The 17050-nt window shown below is 48.8% G+C and carries 14 protein-coding genes and 3 riboswitches; of the genes, 7 read left to right on the top strand and 7 right to left on the bottom strand.

Annotated elements, in window-relative coordinates:
• Positions 1-26: 26 nt before the first annotated feature.
• From KNQ05_RS14000 to treC, 6 genes are all read left to right on the top strand, one after another.
• The gene (locus KNQ05_RS14000; protein ID WP_214805814.1) at positions 27-395 is read left to right on the top strand and encodes a GntR family transcriptional regulator; all 369 of its coding nucleotides are present in this window, start codon (positions 27-29) and stop codon (positions 393-395) included.
• The gene (locus KNQ05_RS13995) at positions 389-1255 is read left to right on the top strand and encodes an ATP-binding cassette domain-containing protein (RefSeq protein ID WP_214767772.1); all 867 of its coding nucleotides are present in this window, start codon (positions 389-391) and stop codon (positions 1253-1255) included. The genes KNQ05_RS14000 and KNQ05_RS13995 overlap by 7 nt, the downstream gene beginning before the upstream one ends.
• Positions 1248-2213 (top strand): hypothetical protein, encoded by a 966-nt coding sequence (locus tag KNQ05_RS13990; protein WP_088837983.1) that lies wholly within the window; start codon positions 1248-1250, stop codon positions 2211-2213. The genes KNQ05_RS13995 and KNQ05_RS13990 overlap by 8 nt, the downstream gene beginning before the upstream one ends.
• Positions 2214-2263: 50 nt before the next feature.
• Positions 2264-2971 (top strand): trehalose operon repressor, encoded by a 708-nt coding sequence (treR, locus tag KNQ05_RS13985; RefSeq protein WP_214805812.1) that lies wholly within the window; start codon positions 2264-2266, stop codon positions 2969-2971.
• Positions 2972-3440: 469 nt separating this feature from the next.
• Positions 3441-4880 (top strand): PTS system trehalose-specific EIIBC component, encoded by a 1440-nt coding sequence (treP, locus tag KNQ05_RS13980; RefSeq protein ID WP_088837985.1) that lies wholly within the window; start codon positions 3441-3443, stop codon positions 4878-4880.
• 25 nt (positions 4881-4905) lie between these two features.
• Positions 4906-6549 (top strand): alpha,alpha-phosphotrehalase, encoded by a 1644-nt coding sequence (treC, locus tag KNQ05_RS13975; RefSeq protein ID WP_214805810.1) that lies wholly within the window; start codon positions 4906-4908, stop codon positions 6547-6549.
• Positions 6550-6746: 197 nt separating this feature from the next.
• On the opposite strand, the gene KNQ05_RS13970 is transcribed toward treC, so the two are convergent.
• The 7 genes from KNQ05_RS13970 to ribD all read right to left on the bottom strand — a co-directional run bounded on the left by KNQ05_RS13970 (position 6747) and on the right by ribD (position 15342).
• Positions 6747-8108: an alanine/glycine:cation symporter family protein gene (locus tag KNQ05_RS13970; protein WP_088837987.1), complete on the bottom strand. Its 1362-nt coding sequence runs from the start codon at positions 8106-8108 to the stop codon at positions 6747-6749.
• Positions 8109-8271: 163 nt separating this feature from the next.
• Positions 8272-9036 (bottom strand): DUF6612 family protein, encoded by a 765-nt coding sequence (locus tag KNQ05_RS13965; RefSeq protein WP_214805807.1) that lies wholly within the window; start codon positions 9034-9036, stop codon positions 8272-8274.
• Between the two features lie 72 nt (positions 9037-9108).
• Complete coding sequence (locus KNQ05_RS13960; RefSeq protein ID WP_251132526.1) at positions 9109-11760, bottom strand: putative bifunctional diguanylate cyclase/phosphodiesterase; 2652 nt, start codon at positions 11758-11760, stop codon at positions 9109-9111.
• Positions 11761-12037: 277 nt separating this feature from the next.
• Positions 12038-12499, bottom strand: a complete 462-nt coding sequence (gene ribH / locus KNQ05_RS13955; protein ID WP_088837990.1) for a 6,7-dimethyl-8-ribityllumazine synthase — start codon at positions 12497-12499, stop codon at positions 12038-12040.
• A 1-nt stretch (position 12500) separates the two neighbouring features.
• Positions 12501-13685 (bottom strand): 3,4-dihydroxy-2-butanone-4-phosphate synthase, encoded by a 1185-nt coding sequence (gene ribB, locus KNQ05_RS13950; protein WP_214770968.1) that lies wholly within the window; start codon positions 13683-13685, stop codon positions 12501-12503.
• Positions 13685-14311, bottom strand: coding sequence for a riboflavin synthase (gene ribE / locus KNQ05_RS13945; RefSeq protein WP_214770965.1), 627 nt, complete (start codon positions 14309-14311; stop codon positions 13685-13687). Before ribE ends, ribB begins: the two co-directional genes overlap by 1 nt.
• Positions 14296-15342: a bifunctional diaminohydroxyphosphoribosylaminopyrimidine deaminase/5-amino-6-(5-phosphoribosylamino)uracil reductase RibD gene (gene ribD / locus KNQ05_RS13940; RefSeq protein ID WP_088838527.1), complete on the bottom strand. Its 1047-nt coding sequence runs from the start codon at positions 15340-15342 to the stop codon at positions 14296-14298. The genes ribE and ribD overlap by 16 nt, the downstream gene beginning before the upstream one ends.
• Positions 15343-15500: 158 nt before the next feature.
• Positions 15501-15645, bottom strand: a riboswitch (FMN riboswitch).
• 152 nt (positions 15646-15797) lie between these two features.
• A riboswitch (SAM riboswitch) is annotated at positions 15798-15902 on the bottom strand.
• Between the two features lie 215 nt (positions 15903-16117).
• Positions 16118-16220, top strand: a riboswitch (SAM riboswitch).
• Between the two features lie 60 nt (positions 16221-16280).
• Between ribD and KNQ05_RS13935 the strand changes: the two genes are divergently transcribed.
• Entirely contained in the window at positions 16281-17039 is a 759-nt protein-coding gene (locus KNQ05_RS13935; protein WP_214805792.1) for an alpha/beta hydrolase, read from the top strand.
• Positions 17040-17050: the final 11 nt, after the last annotated feature.

The following is a 17050-nucleotide window of genomic DNA, read 5'->3' as shown; positions in this document are numbered from 1 at the left end:
ATTAATACACTTAAGGAGGTGGAAGGATGTTTACCGTTGATCCGAAAAGTCCGCTCCCGATTTACGAGCAACTGGTCACGCAAATCATCCGCGCGATTGCGCGGGGAATCCTACGGTCGGGCGAACAGATGCCGTCGGTCCGCGATCTTGCGAGCACGTTACTCGTCAATCCAAACACTGTCTCCCGTGCTTATCAGGAACTCGAAAGCCGAGACTTTATCGTGACGATGCGAGGAAAAGGCTCCTTCGTCTCGGATTTGCCGCTTGACCAAGTCAAACAAGCTGCCATTCAAGAGCGCATCACGACACTTTGCCTTGTCGCGAATGAACTATCGATTTCGAACGAAGAACTTTATCAGTTACTCATACAACACAGGGAGGATTCATCATGTTGACCGTGTCACACTTAACAAAACAAATCGATTCGACGATGATTTATGAAAACGCCTCGTTCACATTGCCTGCTGGTACGATCACAGCATTGATTGGACGAAACGGCGCCGGAAAAACGACGTTACTGAAAACACTTGTCGGGGCACTCGAACCCTCGCGCGGGAAAGTCGAATGGAATAACCAGTCAATCCACGACGTCCCGGCAGCACGGAAACATCTATTTCTCGTTCCCGACTCCATCGGCGTCTACCGTCAGATGACACTCGGATCACTGATTGAGTTTTATCAGGCTTTTTATCCGAACTTCGAACGGACCTACATCGAAAACTACTGTCGCTCGTCGAACCTCGATCGTGGTCGGAAAGTGACGTCGCTCTCGAAAGGACAAGCGCAACTGTTCTTGCTGCAACTCGCCTTTGCGACGAACGCCCCTGTTTTGTTACTCGACGAACCGACAGACGGACTCGACCGGATTAATAAGCGCAACTACTTACAGCAACTGGTCTCTTTACTGACGGAGCGTCAGACAGCCGTCTTGATTGCCTCACACCAACTCGAGGAACTCGATACGCTCGCGGACCGCGTGATGACGATCGAACAGCACCTCGTCAAGGAACCGAAGACGCTCGACGATGCAAAAGCGAGCATGCAAAAATGGCAAGTCGTCTACGAGATCGTCCCCGAGCTGAAGCACCATGACATTCATGTCCTGACACAAACGGGACGCGTCGTCACCTTGCTCGTCTTATCGGACGCAGGAAAGCTTTACTTAGAGAAGACGAATCCCTTATTAAAGGACGCCTTACCGGTCCAGATGGAAGACTATTTTTTAGGAACGTTCGGAGGAAATCGTCATGATTAAACAATTGATTCGTTATCATATCAAACAAGGCATTTGGCCGCTCGCGACGTTCTTTTTACTCGCAATCTTCAGCTACGGCTTCAGCAGTTTCTCCGCCATCGAAAATTTCGATACGTATCGTCTTGATGCAAAACCAAATCTCTTGCAAACCGTACTCGTCAGCCCGATTTTCGCCGGTTTCGGAGCGCTTTTGATTGCCGTCTTCGCCATTTTGATGGTTGGTCAAGAACGGGGCAGCGGACGCAGTTTAATCCTCCATGCCTTACCGATTCATAAAAAACATCTATTCTTCATTAAATTGAGTATCGGGGCTGCCGTATTGATCATCATTCCGATCCTCGGATTTTTCTCGAGCTGGTTCATCTTACAAGGCATCGGAGGCATCCATCCGTTTGATTACGTCACTTTGAGTGATCTCACATATGACTTTTTTAAATTCTTCATCTTCGATATGACCGTCTTCGCCATTTTCTTGTTCGCAGGAACGATTGCGGGTGATATCATCGGTCAGCTCTTAATCGGGATGTTCCTGTTCTTTTTGAATTACTTCACGTTTTTTGCCATCGCTGCTGTCACGACACTCGGTTTCGGACTTAAGGATGATTTCACATCGTCACTGGATTTTTTGATGACGGTCACAACCCCGTTCCCGTTGTTGTTCCAATCGAATGATTTAACCGGTCCTGCGATTTACAGCGCCGCTTTGACGATCCTGCTTCTCGTCATCAGCCGTCAGCTTTATGTGCGTAGCGAAAACGAGCGACTCGGTCGCTTTACCGTCTTCCCGAAGTCGCATCCGTTTTTCATCATTCTCTTTACGGTCTATACGACGTTCATACTCGCTGCCGTCATCGGCGTCATTTCGTCCGAGAATCAAATCCTGTATTGGCTCGCCGTCTTGATTCTCGCCTGGCCTGCCTTCAGTTCCTACCGCCGGATGATTGGGTGGAGTCGCTGAATCCGTGCTACACTTGTTTCAAATCTTTTAAATAAGGACGGTCTACACCCATGCCAAAATATCTTCAAATTTCCCGACAACTCGCCGCCCGGATTCAGGATGGATCATTACCTGCTGAAACGAAATTACCGTCAGAAACGGAATTGATGGCAGAATTCTCTTCGAGTCGCGGGACAGTCCGTAAGGCAATCGATGCGTTGCTCGAAAAAGGCTTTGTTCGTAAACAACAAGGAAAAGGCGTCTTCGTCTTGAGTCAAGATGCGATCGAGTTTCAGTTCAATGGCATCGTCAGCTTCTCGGAAGCCCATCAAAAAATGGGGCAACACGAAGTTGAAACGGACGTTTTGTCTTGCGACGTCATCGATGCGACGGATGAGCTCGCTCAGTTATTCAGTGTAAAAAAAGGAACATCGATCACACGAATCAAACGGATTCGAATCATCGACGGTGAACGCGTCATTTTTGATATCAACCACTTCGTGACAGAACTCGTCCCAGGACTCACTTCAGCGGTCGTTTCCGGCTCGATTTATACGTATATCGAACAAAAGTTGAACCGGCAAATCAGCTATGCGAAACGAAAAATCGAAGCGCAACCTGCGACAGCTGAAGATCGGGAACAACTCGACTTAGAAGGGACGACACATGTCATCGTCATCACGAATGACACGTATTATTATGAAGGGCAACATTTCGAACATACGGAATCGCGCCACCGTCTCGATAAATTTCAATTTACGGATATCGCGCGTCGATAGACCGCAAGATGGCCGCTCAAAAGACGATTCGAGACAGATTGCGCTCTAAACCGTTTGCATGCCTGGATTTTCCTCATGGTATGACCTGAAAAGCGTCACGTTTCGTTGACTCCTACGGGAAAAGTGCGTTTTTAACGCACGTTCAGAGGCAGGCAAGACCCTGCTCGTTGTCCGTGAGGATCAAGGAGCAACGGCTTGCGTTTCGCCCGAGGAACACAACGAAAACAGACGCTTGATTTCCCGGTAGCACGTTGTCTACAGTCTTAAACCGCCTCCCGATTTTGTCGGAGAGGCGGTTTTTATCTTGATTCAGAAAGGATTGAAGTCTCCTCTTCTTCAATTCTTTCAAACTTATCTATATAAGTTATTGACTTAACTTATATAGATAAGTTAAGATGAATTTGCGCAGATAAGAAAACGTTTTCATTTCAAGTGATGTCTTCAGTTCAATCCAAAAGGAGAATGAGAGATGAAACCTAATTACCGTCAAATTGCTGAACAACTCATCGAACGAATCGGTGGGAAAGATAATATTGAGCAAGCCGCCCATTGTGTGACGCGGCTCCGCCTGACACTGAAAGATCAAAGCCTCGTCGAACAAGATGCCTTACTCGAAGTCCCGCTCGTCAAAGGGGCATTCCTGAATGCCGGCGTCTATCAAATCGTCATCGGTGCGGGGGATGTCGACCGCGTCTATGCCGAATTCATTCAATTGACCGGATTAAAAGCAACGACCATCGCCGACGTCAAATCGTCCGGTGCTTCCAAGATGAATCCGTTCCAGAAATTGATTAAAGTCTTCTCCGACGTCTTCATGCCAATCATCCCTGCCATCATCGTCGCTGGTCTCTTGATGGGGATCAACAATCTCTTCGGCATCGAGTTCGGCGGAAAAACGATGATTGACCGCTACCCGAACCTCCAGGGGTTATGGGATTTAATCAACATGATGGCGAATACCGCCTTTGTCTTCTTACCGGCACTTGTCGGCTGGTCGGCGACAAAACGGTTTGGCGGAAGTGAAGTCCTCGGGATCGTTATGGGACTGATGCTTGTCCACCCGGACCTCTTAAATGCCTGGAACTATGGACAAAGTGCGTTAAAAGGCGAGATTCCGACATTCAACATACTCGGTCTCTTCGAAATCGAAAAGGTCGGTTACCAAGGTCAAATTCTGCCTGTACTCGCAGCAGCCTATGTCTTAAGTACGATTGAAAAATGGCTCAAGGAACGTGTTCCGAATGCAATCCAACTCCTCGTCGTACCGATAACGACGATTACTTTAACTGGTTTCCTTGCCCTTGCTGTCATCGGTCCCGTCACGCGTCAGCTCGGCGACTGGATCACGATTGGTGTCGTCAATACGTTTGAAGCCGTACCATTGCTTGGTGCCTTGTTGTTCGGTGCCCTCTATGCACCACTCGTCATCACGGGGATGCACCATATGTTCATCGCCGTCGATCTTCAACTGATTGGACAAAGCGGTTCAACCTTCATCTGGCCGATGATCGCCATCTCGAATATCGCTCAAGGATCAGCGACGCTCGCCATGCTCTTCCTCGCGAAAAACGCGAATGATAAAAACATGGCGTCGACGTCCGCGATTTCTGCCTACTTCGGCATTACGGAACCGGCGATGTTCGGTGTCAATTTACGCTTTAAATATCCATTTTATGCAGCACTCGTCGGATCAGCCATCGCTTCTTCCTTCATCGCCGTCAGCGGTGTCTTAGCTCCTGCAATCGGTGTCGGTGGTTTACCTGCCTTCATCTCAATCGTTCCCGGATCGATTTTGTCGTTCATCATCGGTATGGTGATTGCGATTGTTATCCCGGTTGTCTGTACGTTCCTGTTCCATTACGTCTCGACGAAACGCGCACGAAAAGCGGCACTCAAAGATGCTGCGTAACTGTTTTTAGAAAGGTGTGACTTGTATGACGCTCACAACGACCGACTGGCGGAAATCCGCTGTTTATCAAATCTATCCGAAAAGTTTTTACAGCCCGGAAGGAAAAGCGACGGGCACCCTCCGTGGCGTCACGGAAAAACTCGACTATCTCGCGTCACTCGGCATCGATTATTTATGGCTGACACCCGTCTATGCCTCACCACAAAATGACAATGGGTATGATGTCAGCGACTATTATGCGATTGACCCTTCTTACGGGACGATGCAAGACTTCGATGACCTGCTTGCGGAAGCAACAAAACGTGATTTAGCGGTGATGATGGATATCGTCGTCAATCACTGTTCAACGGAGCACGACTGGTTCCAGCAAGGACGGAATCCCGACAGTCCGTATCATGATTATTTCATTTGGCGGGATGAACCGACCAACTGGCAGTCGAAGTTCGGTGGTCCGGCCTGGTCATTTGATGAAGTCGCCGGCAAATATTATCTTCATTTGTTCGATCAAACCCAAGCCGATCTCAACTGGGAAAACCCGCGTCTTCGCGAAGACATCTATCAGATGATGCAGTTTTGGCGCGACAAAGGGGTCCGTGGATTCCGCCTGGATGTCATCAATCTCATCTCGAAGGATCAATCGTTCCCAAATGACCCGACTGGAGACGGCAGAACCTTTTATACGGATGGACCTCGTGTCCATGAGTACCTCCAGGAAATGAATCAACGTGTGTTTGACGGTCATGACTTGATGACGGTCGGTGAGATGTCCTCGACGACACTCAATCATTGCCGGCAGTATTCAAATGTCAGCGAGGAAGAGTTGAAGATGACCTTTAACTTCCACCATTTAAAAGTCGACTATCCGGACGGTCAAAAATGGACAGTCGCGCCATTCGATTTTCTTGAGTTAAAACGGATCCTGTCGGACTGGCAAGTCGGGATGCAGGGAAAAGCGTGGAATGCCATCTTTTGGTGCAACCACGACCAGCCCCGTGTCGTCAGCCGTTTCGGTGATGATACCGTCTACCGCGTCGAAAGCGCGAAGATGCTCGCGACGACGTTACACGGTCTACAAGGCACACCGTATATTTATCAAGGTGAAGAAATCGGGATGACGAATCCGGATTTCACGGATCTTACAGATTATCGTGACGTCGAAACATTGAATCTCTATGAAGAAAAAATTGCTCAGGGCGAAGCATCTGAACAGATTCTTGCGGCAATCCGCCAAAAATCACGCGACAATGCCCGAACACCGATGCAATGGGACTCGACGCTTCACGCCGGTTTTTCAGAAGCAACGCCGTGGATCGACGTCGCTCCGAACTATACTGACATCAATGTCAAAGCTGCCGTCGCTAATCCTGATTCGGTGTTCCACCACTATAAAAAGTTGATTCAATTACGAAAACAATATGACGTGTTGACGAACGGAATGTATCGTCTTCTCACACCGGACGACTTGTCGATTTGGGCGTACGAACGAACGACAGAGGACGAACAGCTGCTCGTCCTCTCGAACTTCTACAGTTCAGAAACGACGTTCACGTTACCAGAGACGATGTCGGACGCCGACGTCTTGATTCAGAACTATCCTGATGTCGCACAAGACGGGCGCAACGTCACATTACGTCCATATGAGTCGGTCATGTTCTACCGGACCACTTAACGACTTGAAATGAATAAAGGGAGGTGGATTTCCAGTGCATGACCCGGAAATCCGCCTCCCTTTCCCTTGTGAACGATAAGAATTTGCATAGAAACGGCCGATGCTTCCGTAAAAAGTCGGAAGCGTCGGCCGTTTGATGGATTGTGATCTGACTCCTGCGTCGGATTCACCTCCAAAAGAAATGATCGCTTTTGGATTCAGGAGGCGTTTCGATTTGCCTGTTCTTTTTTCAGCTGTTCGCGGAACAACCTCGTCTCGGCAATGACGACGCCGGACAGACCAAGCAGACCAATCAAGTTCGGTATTGCCATCAAACCGTTGAAGACGTCCGAGATGGCCCAAACCATGTTCAAGTTCGTCGTCATCGCGCCCAGTCCGGCGACGAGAACAAATACGACGCGGTACGGCACGATTGATTTTTGACCAAAGAGATAATAAATCGATTTTTCACCGTAATACGACCAGCCGAGGACTGTTGAAAAGGCAAACAAGACAAGTCCAATCGTGACGATATACTTTCCGGTCGGACCGAGGAACACTTCAAAACTTGCAGTCGTCAATTCGACTCCTTCTAATCCCGTCCCGATTTTTCCACCCATGACGAGCGTCAATCCTGTCATCGAACAGACGAGAATCGTATCAAGGAAGACTTGTGTCATCGAGACGAGTGCTTGTCGTCCCGGGAAATCGGTTTTCGCAGCCGCCGCCGCGATTGGCGCTGAACCGAGACCCGCCTCATTCGAGAAGACGCCTCGGGCGACACCGTAACGAATCGCCGCCCCGATTGCACCACCCGTAATCGCTTCATTCGAGAACGTGCTGCTGAAAATTGTTGAAAATGCCGCTGGAATCAAGTCGTAGTTCATGATCAGGATCAATAAACCACTTCCGACATAAAAGAAAATCATGAATGGCACGAAAAAGCTGACGACTTTCCCAATCGATTTGACACCACCCAAAATGACGCCACCTGTTGCGACCATTAAGACGATTCCGGTCACGTAGAGCGGTACATCGAACGTTGACTTCATCGCGAGCGCGACCGAGTTCGTTTGAACCCCGTTACCAATCCCGAAAGCGGCAATCGAAGCGAAAGCGGCAAATAAAATCCCGAGCCACTTTTGCTTGAGCCCCCGTTCAAGATAGTACATCGGCCCTCCGGCCATCTGCCCCTTTTCATCGACGACACGGTATTTGACGGCGAGAATCGCCTCCGCATATTTGGTCGCCATGCCGAATAATCCGGATAACCACATCCAGACGATCGCACCTGGTCCCCCAAGGACGACGGCTGTTGCGACACCGACGATATTCCCCGTACCGACCGTTGCTGCCAGTGCGGTCATTAATGCCTGAAAATGACTGATGTCCCCTTCCGATTGTTTCGAGTCCTCTTGTTTCGTAAACGCGAGCTTTAACGCATAAGGAAGTTTTGTAATTTGAATGAATCCTAAACGAATCGTTAAGTAAATGCCTGTTCCGACTAATAGGATCAGTAACGGTGCTCCCCAAACCAAATTTGACACCGAACTTACCCACTCAGTGAATGACGTTCCCATGCTTTTCCCCCCTCTGCAATTCGTATGTAGACTTTCCCATTTTTTCAGAATTGACAGAATACTGTCAACCCTATTTCCTAAGTTCCCCTTTCAGAGATGTTCCACACATGAAAAAAACGCCGACCTCCTCCGGCGTGTAACGTCGGGGAAAATCGGCTGTTCGTCATTGGTTCATATCAGTAATCGATTGGGCCTCTTTTGCCTCTTCCGGCAGCTCAATCGACTCGATGGCATTGAATTTCGAAAACGTGGATTCATTCGTCATCTTAAAGGTCGTGCCTTCTGTGATTTCAAACTCCATCGTCATATCGAGCGACTTCGGATAATACGTCTTTGCGTCATATGTCATCGTATATTCCATCTTTTTATAATCCACTTGATCCATCATCTCTTTCATCTGCGCCATCTGTCCCGATTGTTCGAGCGCGTCTTTCATGAAGTTTTTCAAGTCGTCCCCCGTCAAGTCCACATCAATTTGATAGAGTTCACCTTTTCTTTCGGCTGTCCAATTGTCTTTATACTTCTTCAACAGTTTCAGGTTTTGATCGGTCGAGACGGATGATTCCATGATGTCATTCATCTCCGAGATGTCTTGGACAAACCATTGCCCGTCCTGTGCGATATACATCTTGTCGTCGAGCATATAGCTCTCCATTTGTACATCCGAGCCATCTTCGACATTCTTCATCTTAATCGTTTGATGCATCGTATAAGGTTTTTGAATGACATCTGCTGCGACTTGCTGACTGACAGGCAGACCGCCGACTTCTGAAAAGATGTCGCTCTCCATATGAAACGACTGAATATCCTCCTGTGCTGCCGTCGCCTTTTTTAACAGTTCACTATTCGACAGGTCGTCTTGACTGCATCCGGCAAGACCGACCGAAGAAACCATTGCCAGCGAAAAAAACCATCTTCCCTTCTTCATGTGCGTTCCCTCCTCGTTTACCTGTGTCTACGAGTCGATTTTGGAAAAAGTTTCAAACTGATTCGGTTACGCTTAGCGCTGATCCGGATAGAGCAACAGCTCAATGGCTTCAGGCCGCATCGGACGACCGAAATAATAACCTTGCATCCGTGTACACTTCAAGCGATTCAAGACGTTGACTTGTTCGAGCGTCTCGACCCCTTCCGCGATGACTGCTACATCCAGCGATTTTGCTAAATGAATGATGGAGGAAATCATCGCATACCCACTCGTCTCGATATTGATTTTTTTAACAAATTCACGCGGAATCTTTAACGTATCAATCGGGAAATCGACGAGACGGGATAATGAGGAATAGCCTGTCCCGAAATCATCAATCGAAATCGTGAACCCCAGCTCTTTCAAACGATGCATCGTCTTGACCGTATCCTCGATGTCTTCGACTGCCGATACCTCCGTGATTTCTAAATCGATTCGTCTCGGGTCGACGTCTGTTTCTGCTAAAAGTTGCATCAACGTCAGGACGAACGTTGGGTGATGGAACTGTTGCATCGATACATTCAAGCCTACCTTCAAGGCGATGTCTGCCTGTTCCCAGCGCTTCGCCTGCAAAAAGCCTTCACGTAAAACCCATTCGCCAAGACGAATGATCATCCCCGCTTCTTCCGCGAGGGGAATGAAATCGTTCGGTGAAATCATTCCGAGCTTCGGATGATTCCAACGGACCAACCCCTCGACACCGACCATCTGATACGTGATGGTGTCGACTTGAGGTTGATAGTACAGGACGAGTTGATTCGTCTCAATCGCATGGGGGAGCTCCGACTCAAGTCGTAGCCGGTATGACGCCGCTTCCGCAATATCATCAAAGAAGACGACCTTTTTTCCACCTTTCGCCTTTGCCTGATACATCGCTAAATCCGCTTGTTTTAATAACGTCACGACATGTTTCGGTTCCGTTCTTTGATGGCGAACTACTCCGATGCTCGGGCTCGAGACGACTTCAAGTCCTTCAATATTGTACGGTACGCTCAACTGGTTAAGAAGGCGCCCGGTCCGGGTTCTCGCCCCTTCTTCCGACACGATATGACGGAGAATGACCGTGAATTCATCGCCCCCTTGTCGGGCGACGACGTCTTCGATTTCTGTCGCGCGGCGTAAGCGTTCTGCGACTTGAATCAGCAATTGATCGCCGATGTGATGTCCAAACGAGTCATTCACGAGTTTAAAATCGTTTAAGTCGATGAAGCAAAGAATGATCGTTTCTTGACTTTGTTCTTGCTCGACTAAATGATGTAACATCTCTTCGAAGTACTTTCGATTGACCGCTTTCGTCAAATGGTCATAGTACGCAAGCTGATGGATTTTCAATTCATTTTTCCGCATGTCTGTTATGTCACGACCGATGCCGAACAAACCAACAAGTCGTTTTCGGACACGAATCGGAATTGTCGTCACGCTGAGCAGGACATTGTTGCCACCTTCCTTTCGAAACACCGTCTCGAATTGTTCAGCGCTCATCTTATCTTGATCCGCCATGGCAGAAGTGCCTTGTCCAAGCAATTGATCGTACGACCGACCAATCAACTCGCTCTCACAATGTTCCGTCAGTTTTTCGAATGATGGGTTCGCACTTTCAATTTGTCCTTTCAAATCAAGAGAATAAACGGCATCCGGATGATACGTAAAGAGTGATTCATAACGTTCCTTACTCTCTTCCAACTCGTCCGCCTTATGGTGGATTTCTTGAATTAATTGATGGTTACTTAAAATCATTAAAATTTGCCGGACTAAAATTAAGAGAATCGTCACCCCGCAACCAATCATCAATCCATTTAAGGCATCTCCCCGTTGCGCATAAAACAGCATTGTTGAGAACAATAGAAGTACGAGGAAATACGGTAAAAATAACCGCCCGAGATGCAAGGATTGCCTTTCTTCCTGCTCGACTCGGATATGTTCCATCGTCACTTCTCCCGCGTGACCGGAAATCGCGACTAACAATAAACTTAAAATGAATAACGGATCAATCGCTGCGGTGTTCTCATACCCATGGATGGTCGTCATATATAAAAAAATGGTATCGGCGATAATCTGAATTAATATTCCGATTAATAAAAAGGAAAAACAGGTCGGTCGTGTGACAGTTTGTCGTTTTTCGATTAAGAAGTAGATGCTGATGACACAAAACAGCAACACGACATCATTCATCGGATACGCGAACGCGACGAAGTTTTCCGCTGTCGACGCTTGCCCATCTGCTAAAGAAGGACGAACCAAGAAAAACCAGCTGTATGTCACAGCGACAGTCATGACGATTAAAATATCAAACACGAATCGAATCAATTGGTGTTTCGTCACGTATTTTCGAATCAAATGAAGAAATGCCATAAAGAAAAAGAACGATTGCAACATATAAAAAGGGTCCGGCAGACCGGGAAAAGGAACGGCAACCTGTTGGATATTTTCATAAGACATCCAAATCAGTTCCGCGATCAGATAACTTCCTGTTCCGAAAGCAAGATAGAGAAAAAACCGGCCTTGGTCCCGACCATTCGTTCGATATGTGTGCAGTAAGAATAATGTTGCAGCTATACAGCCTATGATAGAAAAAATGTTATTCCCCCACGATGCCAGTTCCGGTCGATCGGCATAAAACCAGATCCAACTATAATAGCTCAAACTAAATAAAAGAACGCCGTACACGTAATGAATCCGCTTCATGTTCATTCGCCCCCCTTTCTTCCAAACCTCTAAGTTTTCCGTACTTTTATTATTATACGGTGGTTATACCATCCCGTGTATCCGTGACCATGAATTATTGATAAAAACCAAAAAAATTTCTATCGCATGTAAGAGGGGCGCGACCTCAAAAAGGAATCGCTCATTTCACGCGCTTTCCTGCAGGAGTCGCGTGAAACGAGTGATTCCTTTTGAACGATTTAACAGGTGGCGGATTGACTTTTACGTCTGTCCCCGTTTTACATCCGATAGAGAAACATTACTGAAAGCTGCGTAACAAGTTCGCCATCTCGATGGCAGAGACCGCCGACTCATACCCTTTGTTCCCTGCTTTCGTGCCGGCCCGTTCGACCGCTTGTTCAATCGAGTCCGTCGTCAATACACCGAAGATGATCGGAACACCCGTCTCACGCGACGCACCGGCAACACCTTTCGCGACTTCATTGCAGACATAATCGTAATGCGACGTCGCACCGCGGATGACGGCACCGAGTGTGATGATGGCATCATACTTACCGCTTTTCGCCAGTTTCTCCGCGACGAGCGGAATCTCGAATGCGCCCGGCACCCACGCCGTATCGACGCTATCCGCTTCGACACCGTGACGACGGAAGGCATCGTTTGCTCCTCCGACTAATTTAGAAGTGATCAATTCATTGAAACGTGCTGCGACGATCGCAACCCGGAGTCCTTCGCCCGTTAAAAATCCTTCGTATACCATCTTATTTTCCTCCTTCGAGATCGAGCAGATGCCCGAGCTTCGTCTGTTTGGTTTTGAGATACTGGTGGTTTTCTAAACTTGCCGGTACTTCATGCGGAACCCGCTCAAGCACAGTGATGCCGTATGTTTCGAGCGCTTGCTGTTTATCCGGGTTATTCGTCATCAAACGGATTTTCGTGACACCGAGGTCCTGAAGCATCGCTGCTGCGACGGCGTAGTCGCGTAAGTCGGCTGCGAATCCGAGCGCATGGTTCGCCTCGACCGTATCGAGTCCTTGTTCTTGGAGCTCATAGGCTTTCAGCTTCGCCATCAGACCAATCCCCCGCCCTTCTTGCCGCAAGTAGAGGACAGCACCACCTTCTTGTTCAATCCGGTCGAGCGCCGCGTCGAGTTGCGGACCGCAGTCACACCGTTTTGATCCGAAGACGTCACCCGTCAGACATTCGGAATGAACGCGGACGAGCATCCCGTCTTCTGCTTCACCTGATAGCACCGTGACATGTTCCTTGGCGTCAGGTGTCGTATAACCAAGCATCCGAAACGCCCCGTGCGTCGTCGGTAACAAGACTTCCGCTTCACGGCGGACAGAGCGCTCGAGATAGCGGACGAGAGCATCGATCGTAATCATTTTTAAATCATGTTCTGCTTTATACGTCACTAAATCATCAACCCGTGCCATCGTCCCGTCGTCTAAAATGATTTCACAGATGACGGCCGCTTCGGCGCTTCCCGCGAGCCGTGCCAAATCAATCCCTGCTTCCGTATGACCACGCCGGACGCGGACGCCGCCTTCGTTTGCGATCAACGGAAAGATGTGTCCGGGACGCTTGAACTGCTTTGGACCATCCGTCAACATCCGCTGAATCGTCATTGCCCGTTCCGCTGCACTGATGCCGGTTTTCGCATCTTCATGATCAATGCTGATCGTAAAAGCCGTTCCGTGCGGATCCGTGTTGACATCTGTCATCGGCCGGAGTTCGAGTCGTGTTGCGATATCCGGACTGACCGGGACACAGACGAGTCCTTTGCCGTAAGTGATCATGAAGTTAATCATCTCGGGTGTCGCATGTTCCGCAAGTAACACGAGATCCCCTTCGTTCTCACGGTTTTCATCGTCACAGACGATGATCGGTCGTCCGCGTTTTAAGTCATCCACTGCTTCTTCAATCGAATCAAATCCGTTCATCATACTTCGCCTCCTAAAAATGCCGACCAGTCCGTTTTCGCATCCTTCTGCGTAAAGTGATAGAGATGTTTCGCCATCAAGTCACATTCGATATTGACGAGGGCACCCGTCTGCAAGCGATCGAACGTCGTGACTTGGCGTGAATGGGGAATCAATGAAATCGTCACCGCGTCGTTTCCGACATGTTGCAGCGTCAGGCTCGTCCCATTAATCGCAATCGATCCTTTCGGAATACAGTACTTGCTCCAGTCGCCTGCCTCAAAACGGTATTCCATCGCTTCACCGTCCGGTCGCCGGCTGAGAAACCGAGCCGTTCCGTCGATATGACCGCTGACGAAGTGACCGCCGAACCGTCCATTCGCCGGCATCGCGCGTTCGAGTTGAACGGCTGCTCCGACCCGTAACGTCTGCAGCGACGTCGCTCGGATCGTCTCATGGACGGCATCGGCCGTGAATCCGCTCTTCGTCATCGCCGTCACCGTCAAACAAATCCCATCAACGGCAATGCTGTCGCCAATCTTTGTTCCGTCAAGCACTGCTGTCGCTTCAATTTCGAGCGCCAGCCCGTTCGGACGGGGGACTTTCCGTTTTATTGTGCCGAGTTCTTCAATCAATCCGGTAAACATGTCATCCTCTCCTTTCGTACATACTGGAGATGGACGTCTTGTCCGATTTGGTTCATTTTCACTAAATCAAAACGGTCTTCGATGTCCTGTTCCGTCGTCAGAGACTTGGTCCCACTGAAGAGGGACGGTGCCTGATAGAGTTCGATCGTATCCACGAGATCCGCTTCTAAAAATGCGGATTGAATCGTGGGACCACCTTCAATCAACAGACTGCGAATACCTTGTTCATATAAAAGTTCGAGGATTTGGTCCGGTGTCGCATACGTCCCGACGAAAACCGTCACGTTCGCCCGTTCGCTTGTTCGTGGCTGTTCCGTCAGCCAGTACGTCGGATTCAAGCCATCGTTTAAGACTTGGAATGTTTCAGTCAGGCGCCCGCGGCGATCGACAATGACACGGACCGGTTCGATGCCGGTCGAACTGCGCAACGTCAGTGCCGGGTCATCGATGATCACCGTGTCGCTTCCGACGAGAATCGCGTCGTGTATCCCGCGTAACTGCCGTCCGTCAGCACGTGCCGCTTCCGAAGTGATAAAGCGTTGTTCACCCGTCGCAATCGTCCCGTTCATCGTTTGGGCGACTTTCACTGTGACATGCGGACGTTTTCGTTCAATCGCCGTCCAAAATGGTTCATACAGTGCCACTGCCTCGTCTTTTAGTAGACCGACTTCGACGTCAATCCCCGCCTGACGGAGACGTGTGATACCGCTTCCTGCGACGAGCGCGTGGCGGTCCTCTGTCGCGATAAAAACACGATTGATTCCTGCTTCGAGGATTGCTTCCGTACACGGCGGTGTTTTGCCGTGATGATTGCACGGTTCGAGTGTCACGTAGAGATCGGCTCCGCGTGCTGCTTCACCTGCCATGAGGAGCGCTTCGACTTCGGCATGGGGTCCTCCCGCATAACGGTGGGCCCCAAAACCAACAATCCGCCCCTGTTTGACGATGACGCAGCCGACACTCGGATTCGGGCTCGTTTGACCGTTTAACATGTGTGCTAGTTGCATCGCATAACTCATGAATGTTTCCATTTTTTCCGCTCCTTTCAATAAAAAAGACGCCTCCTGTAAAAGGGGCGTCGTGATTGAAGGATTGACGAAATAAGCGTCTCGCGTTTCTGTTTTTACACATACAGAAACAGACCTTTCCCTGAAAACATTTTTTCAGAAAATGGCAGCAAGCGCATTGTTTCGTCCTTCTCCCATCCGGACTTTACCGTCGGCCCTGGAGTCTCACCAAGTCAGCCACAGTGCGTACACTGCAGGTCGCGGGCTCATCGATTTATCAATCGCATCACCGCCGGTTGGGATTTTCACCCTACCCCGAAGAACTGGTTATTGAGTTATACAGCTCAAGACTAGCACAGGTCATTCTAAAATACAAAATGAATTGTATTTCATTCTCTTTTTTTAGGAAAACATCAAAAAAAGGACCCTTCTCTTAAAAGAAAAGGATCCTTCCATCTGCACTAAGGCAGAATCCGCTCCGCTCATCTTTCAGACAAACGTCTGACGGAATTGGCACAGTACGACGTAAGAAGTCTGTTGCCGAGGTTTCGTAGGGCCAGTCCCTCCACCTCTCTCGATAAGTGCTACGGTATGAAGTTCATATGTGTGATGTTTCAAGTCGTTCTTATGTCGTGAATCTAATGCTTACACTACGGGGATTCCTTTCTCAAGTCAACCATATTTTCAAAATTAAACCAAATTACCCAGTTTATCAATTTCGACTTCTTTTTGACGTCTTGACAACGTATTTCAATCAATGCTATCCTCTTCACAATGATTATTCCGACAATTCCTATACGATATATCAAGAGTGGGCGAGAGATCTGGCTCTACGAACCCACGGCAACCTGCAACATGCAAGGTGCTCCGACCAGCAAAGCCGATGCTTTGGATGATACCTACGAGAATCTCGTAGTGCGCCTAAAGCACTACGAGTTTTTTAATAGAAGGAGGAACCCTTTATGAATTCATCATCACCCGTCCTGTTTGGCGCAGAAGCTTTTTTGGTTGAACGAGGTCCAATCGGTATTTTACTGTCTCACGGTTTTAACGCAACCCCTCAAAGCGTCCGTACTGTCGGAGAGCAGTTTGCCGCCCAAGGGTTTACCGTGTATGCCCCGCGTCTCGACGGACACGGGACGAGCATCCGTGATTTCGAAGCGTCGACTGCTGAAGATTGGAAACAAAGCCTCCGCCAAGGGTTCGACGTCTTAACCAATCATTGTTCGTCCATTTTCATCGCCGGACAATCGATGGGTGCGACACTTGCCCTTGCACTCGTCGCGGAAGGATTACCTGCTGACGGATTGATTACGATCAATGCAGCGTTAGCGATTCCTGCCTATGAAGCATTATCTTTTGAAGACTGTCCACGCTACTTAAAAGAAAGTACCCCAGACATTAAACGTGAAGCGTTTGAAATCATCTATGACCAGGTCCCTGTCGTCTGCGCATCGGAACTTTTGACCTTGATTGACCAGACACGTCCACTCTTACCAGCCATCGAGATTCCAACACTTATTTTATATTCTGCCGAAGACCATGTCGTCCCGCCTGAAAGTTCGGATTACCTTTATCAAGTCATCGGTTCGACGGACAAACGGAGCTATTGCCTGCTTGACTCCTATCATGTCGCGACCCTCGATTATGATCAAGAAACGATTGTCCGCGAGGCAACACACTTTGTACACCAATATAGTCGTTTGACCCACACCGGTTGATGTCTTTCCTG

The organism is Exiguobacterium sp. s125 (assembly GCF_018618605.1).
In the GTDB taxonomy this organism is placed as follows: Bacteria; Bacillota; Bacilli; order Exiguobacteriales; family Exiguobacteriaceae; genus Exiguobacterium_A; species Exiguobacterium_A oxidotolerans.
This window is presented reverse-complemented; position numbering and strand designations above follow the sequence as displayed.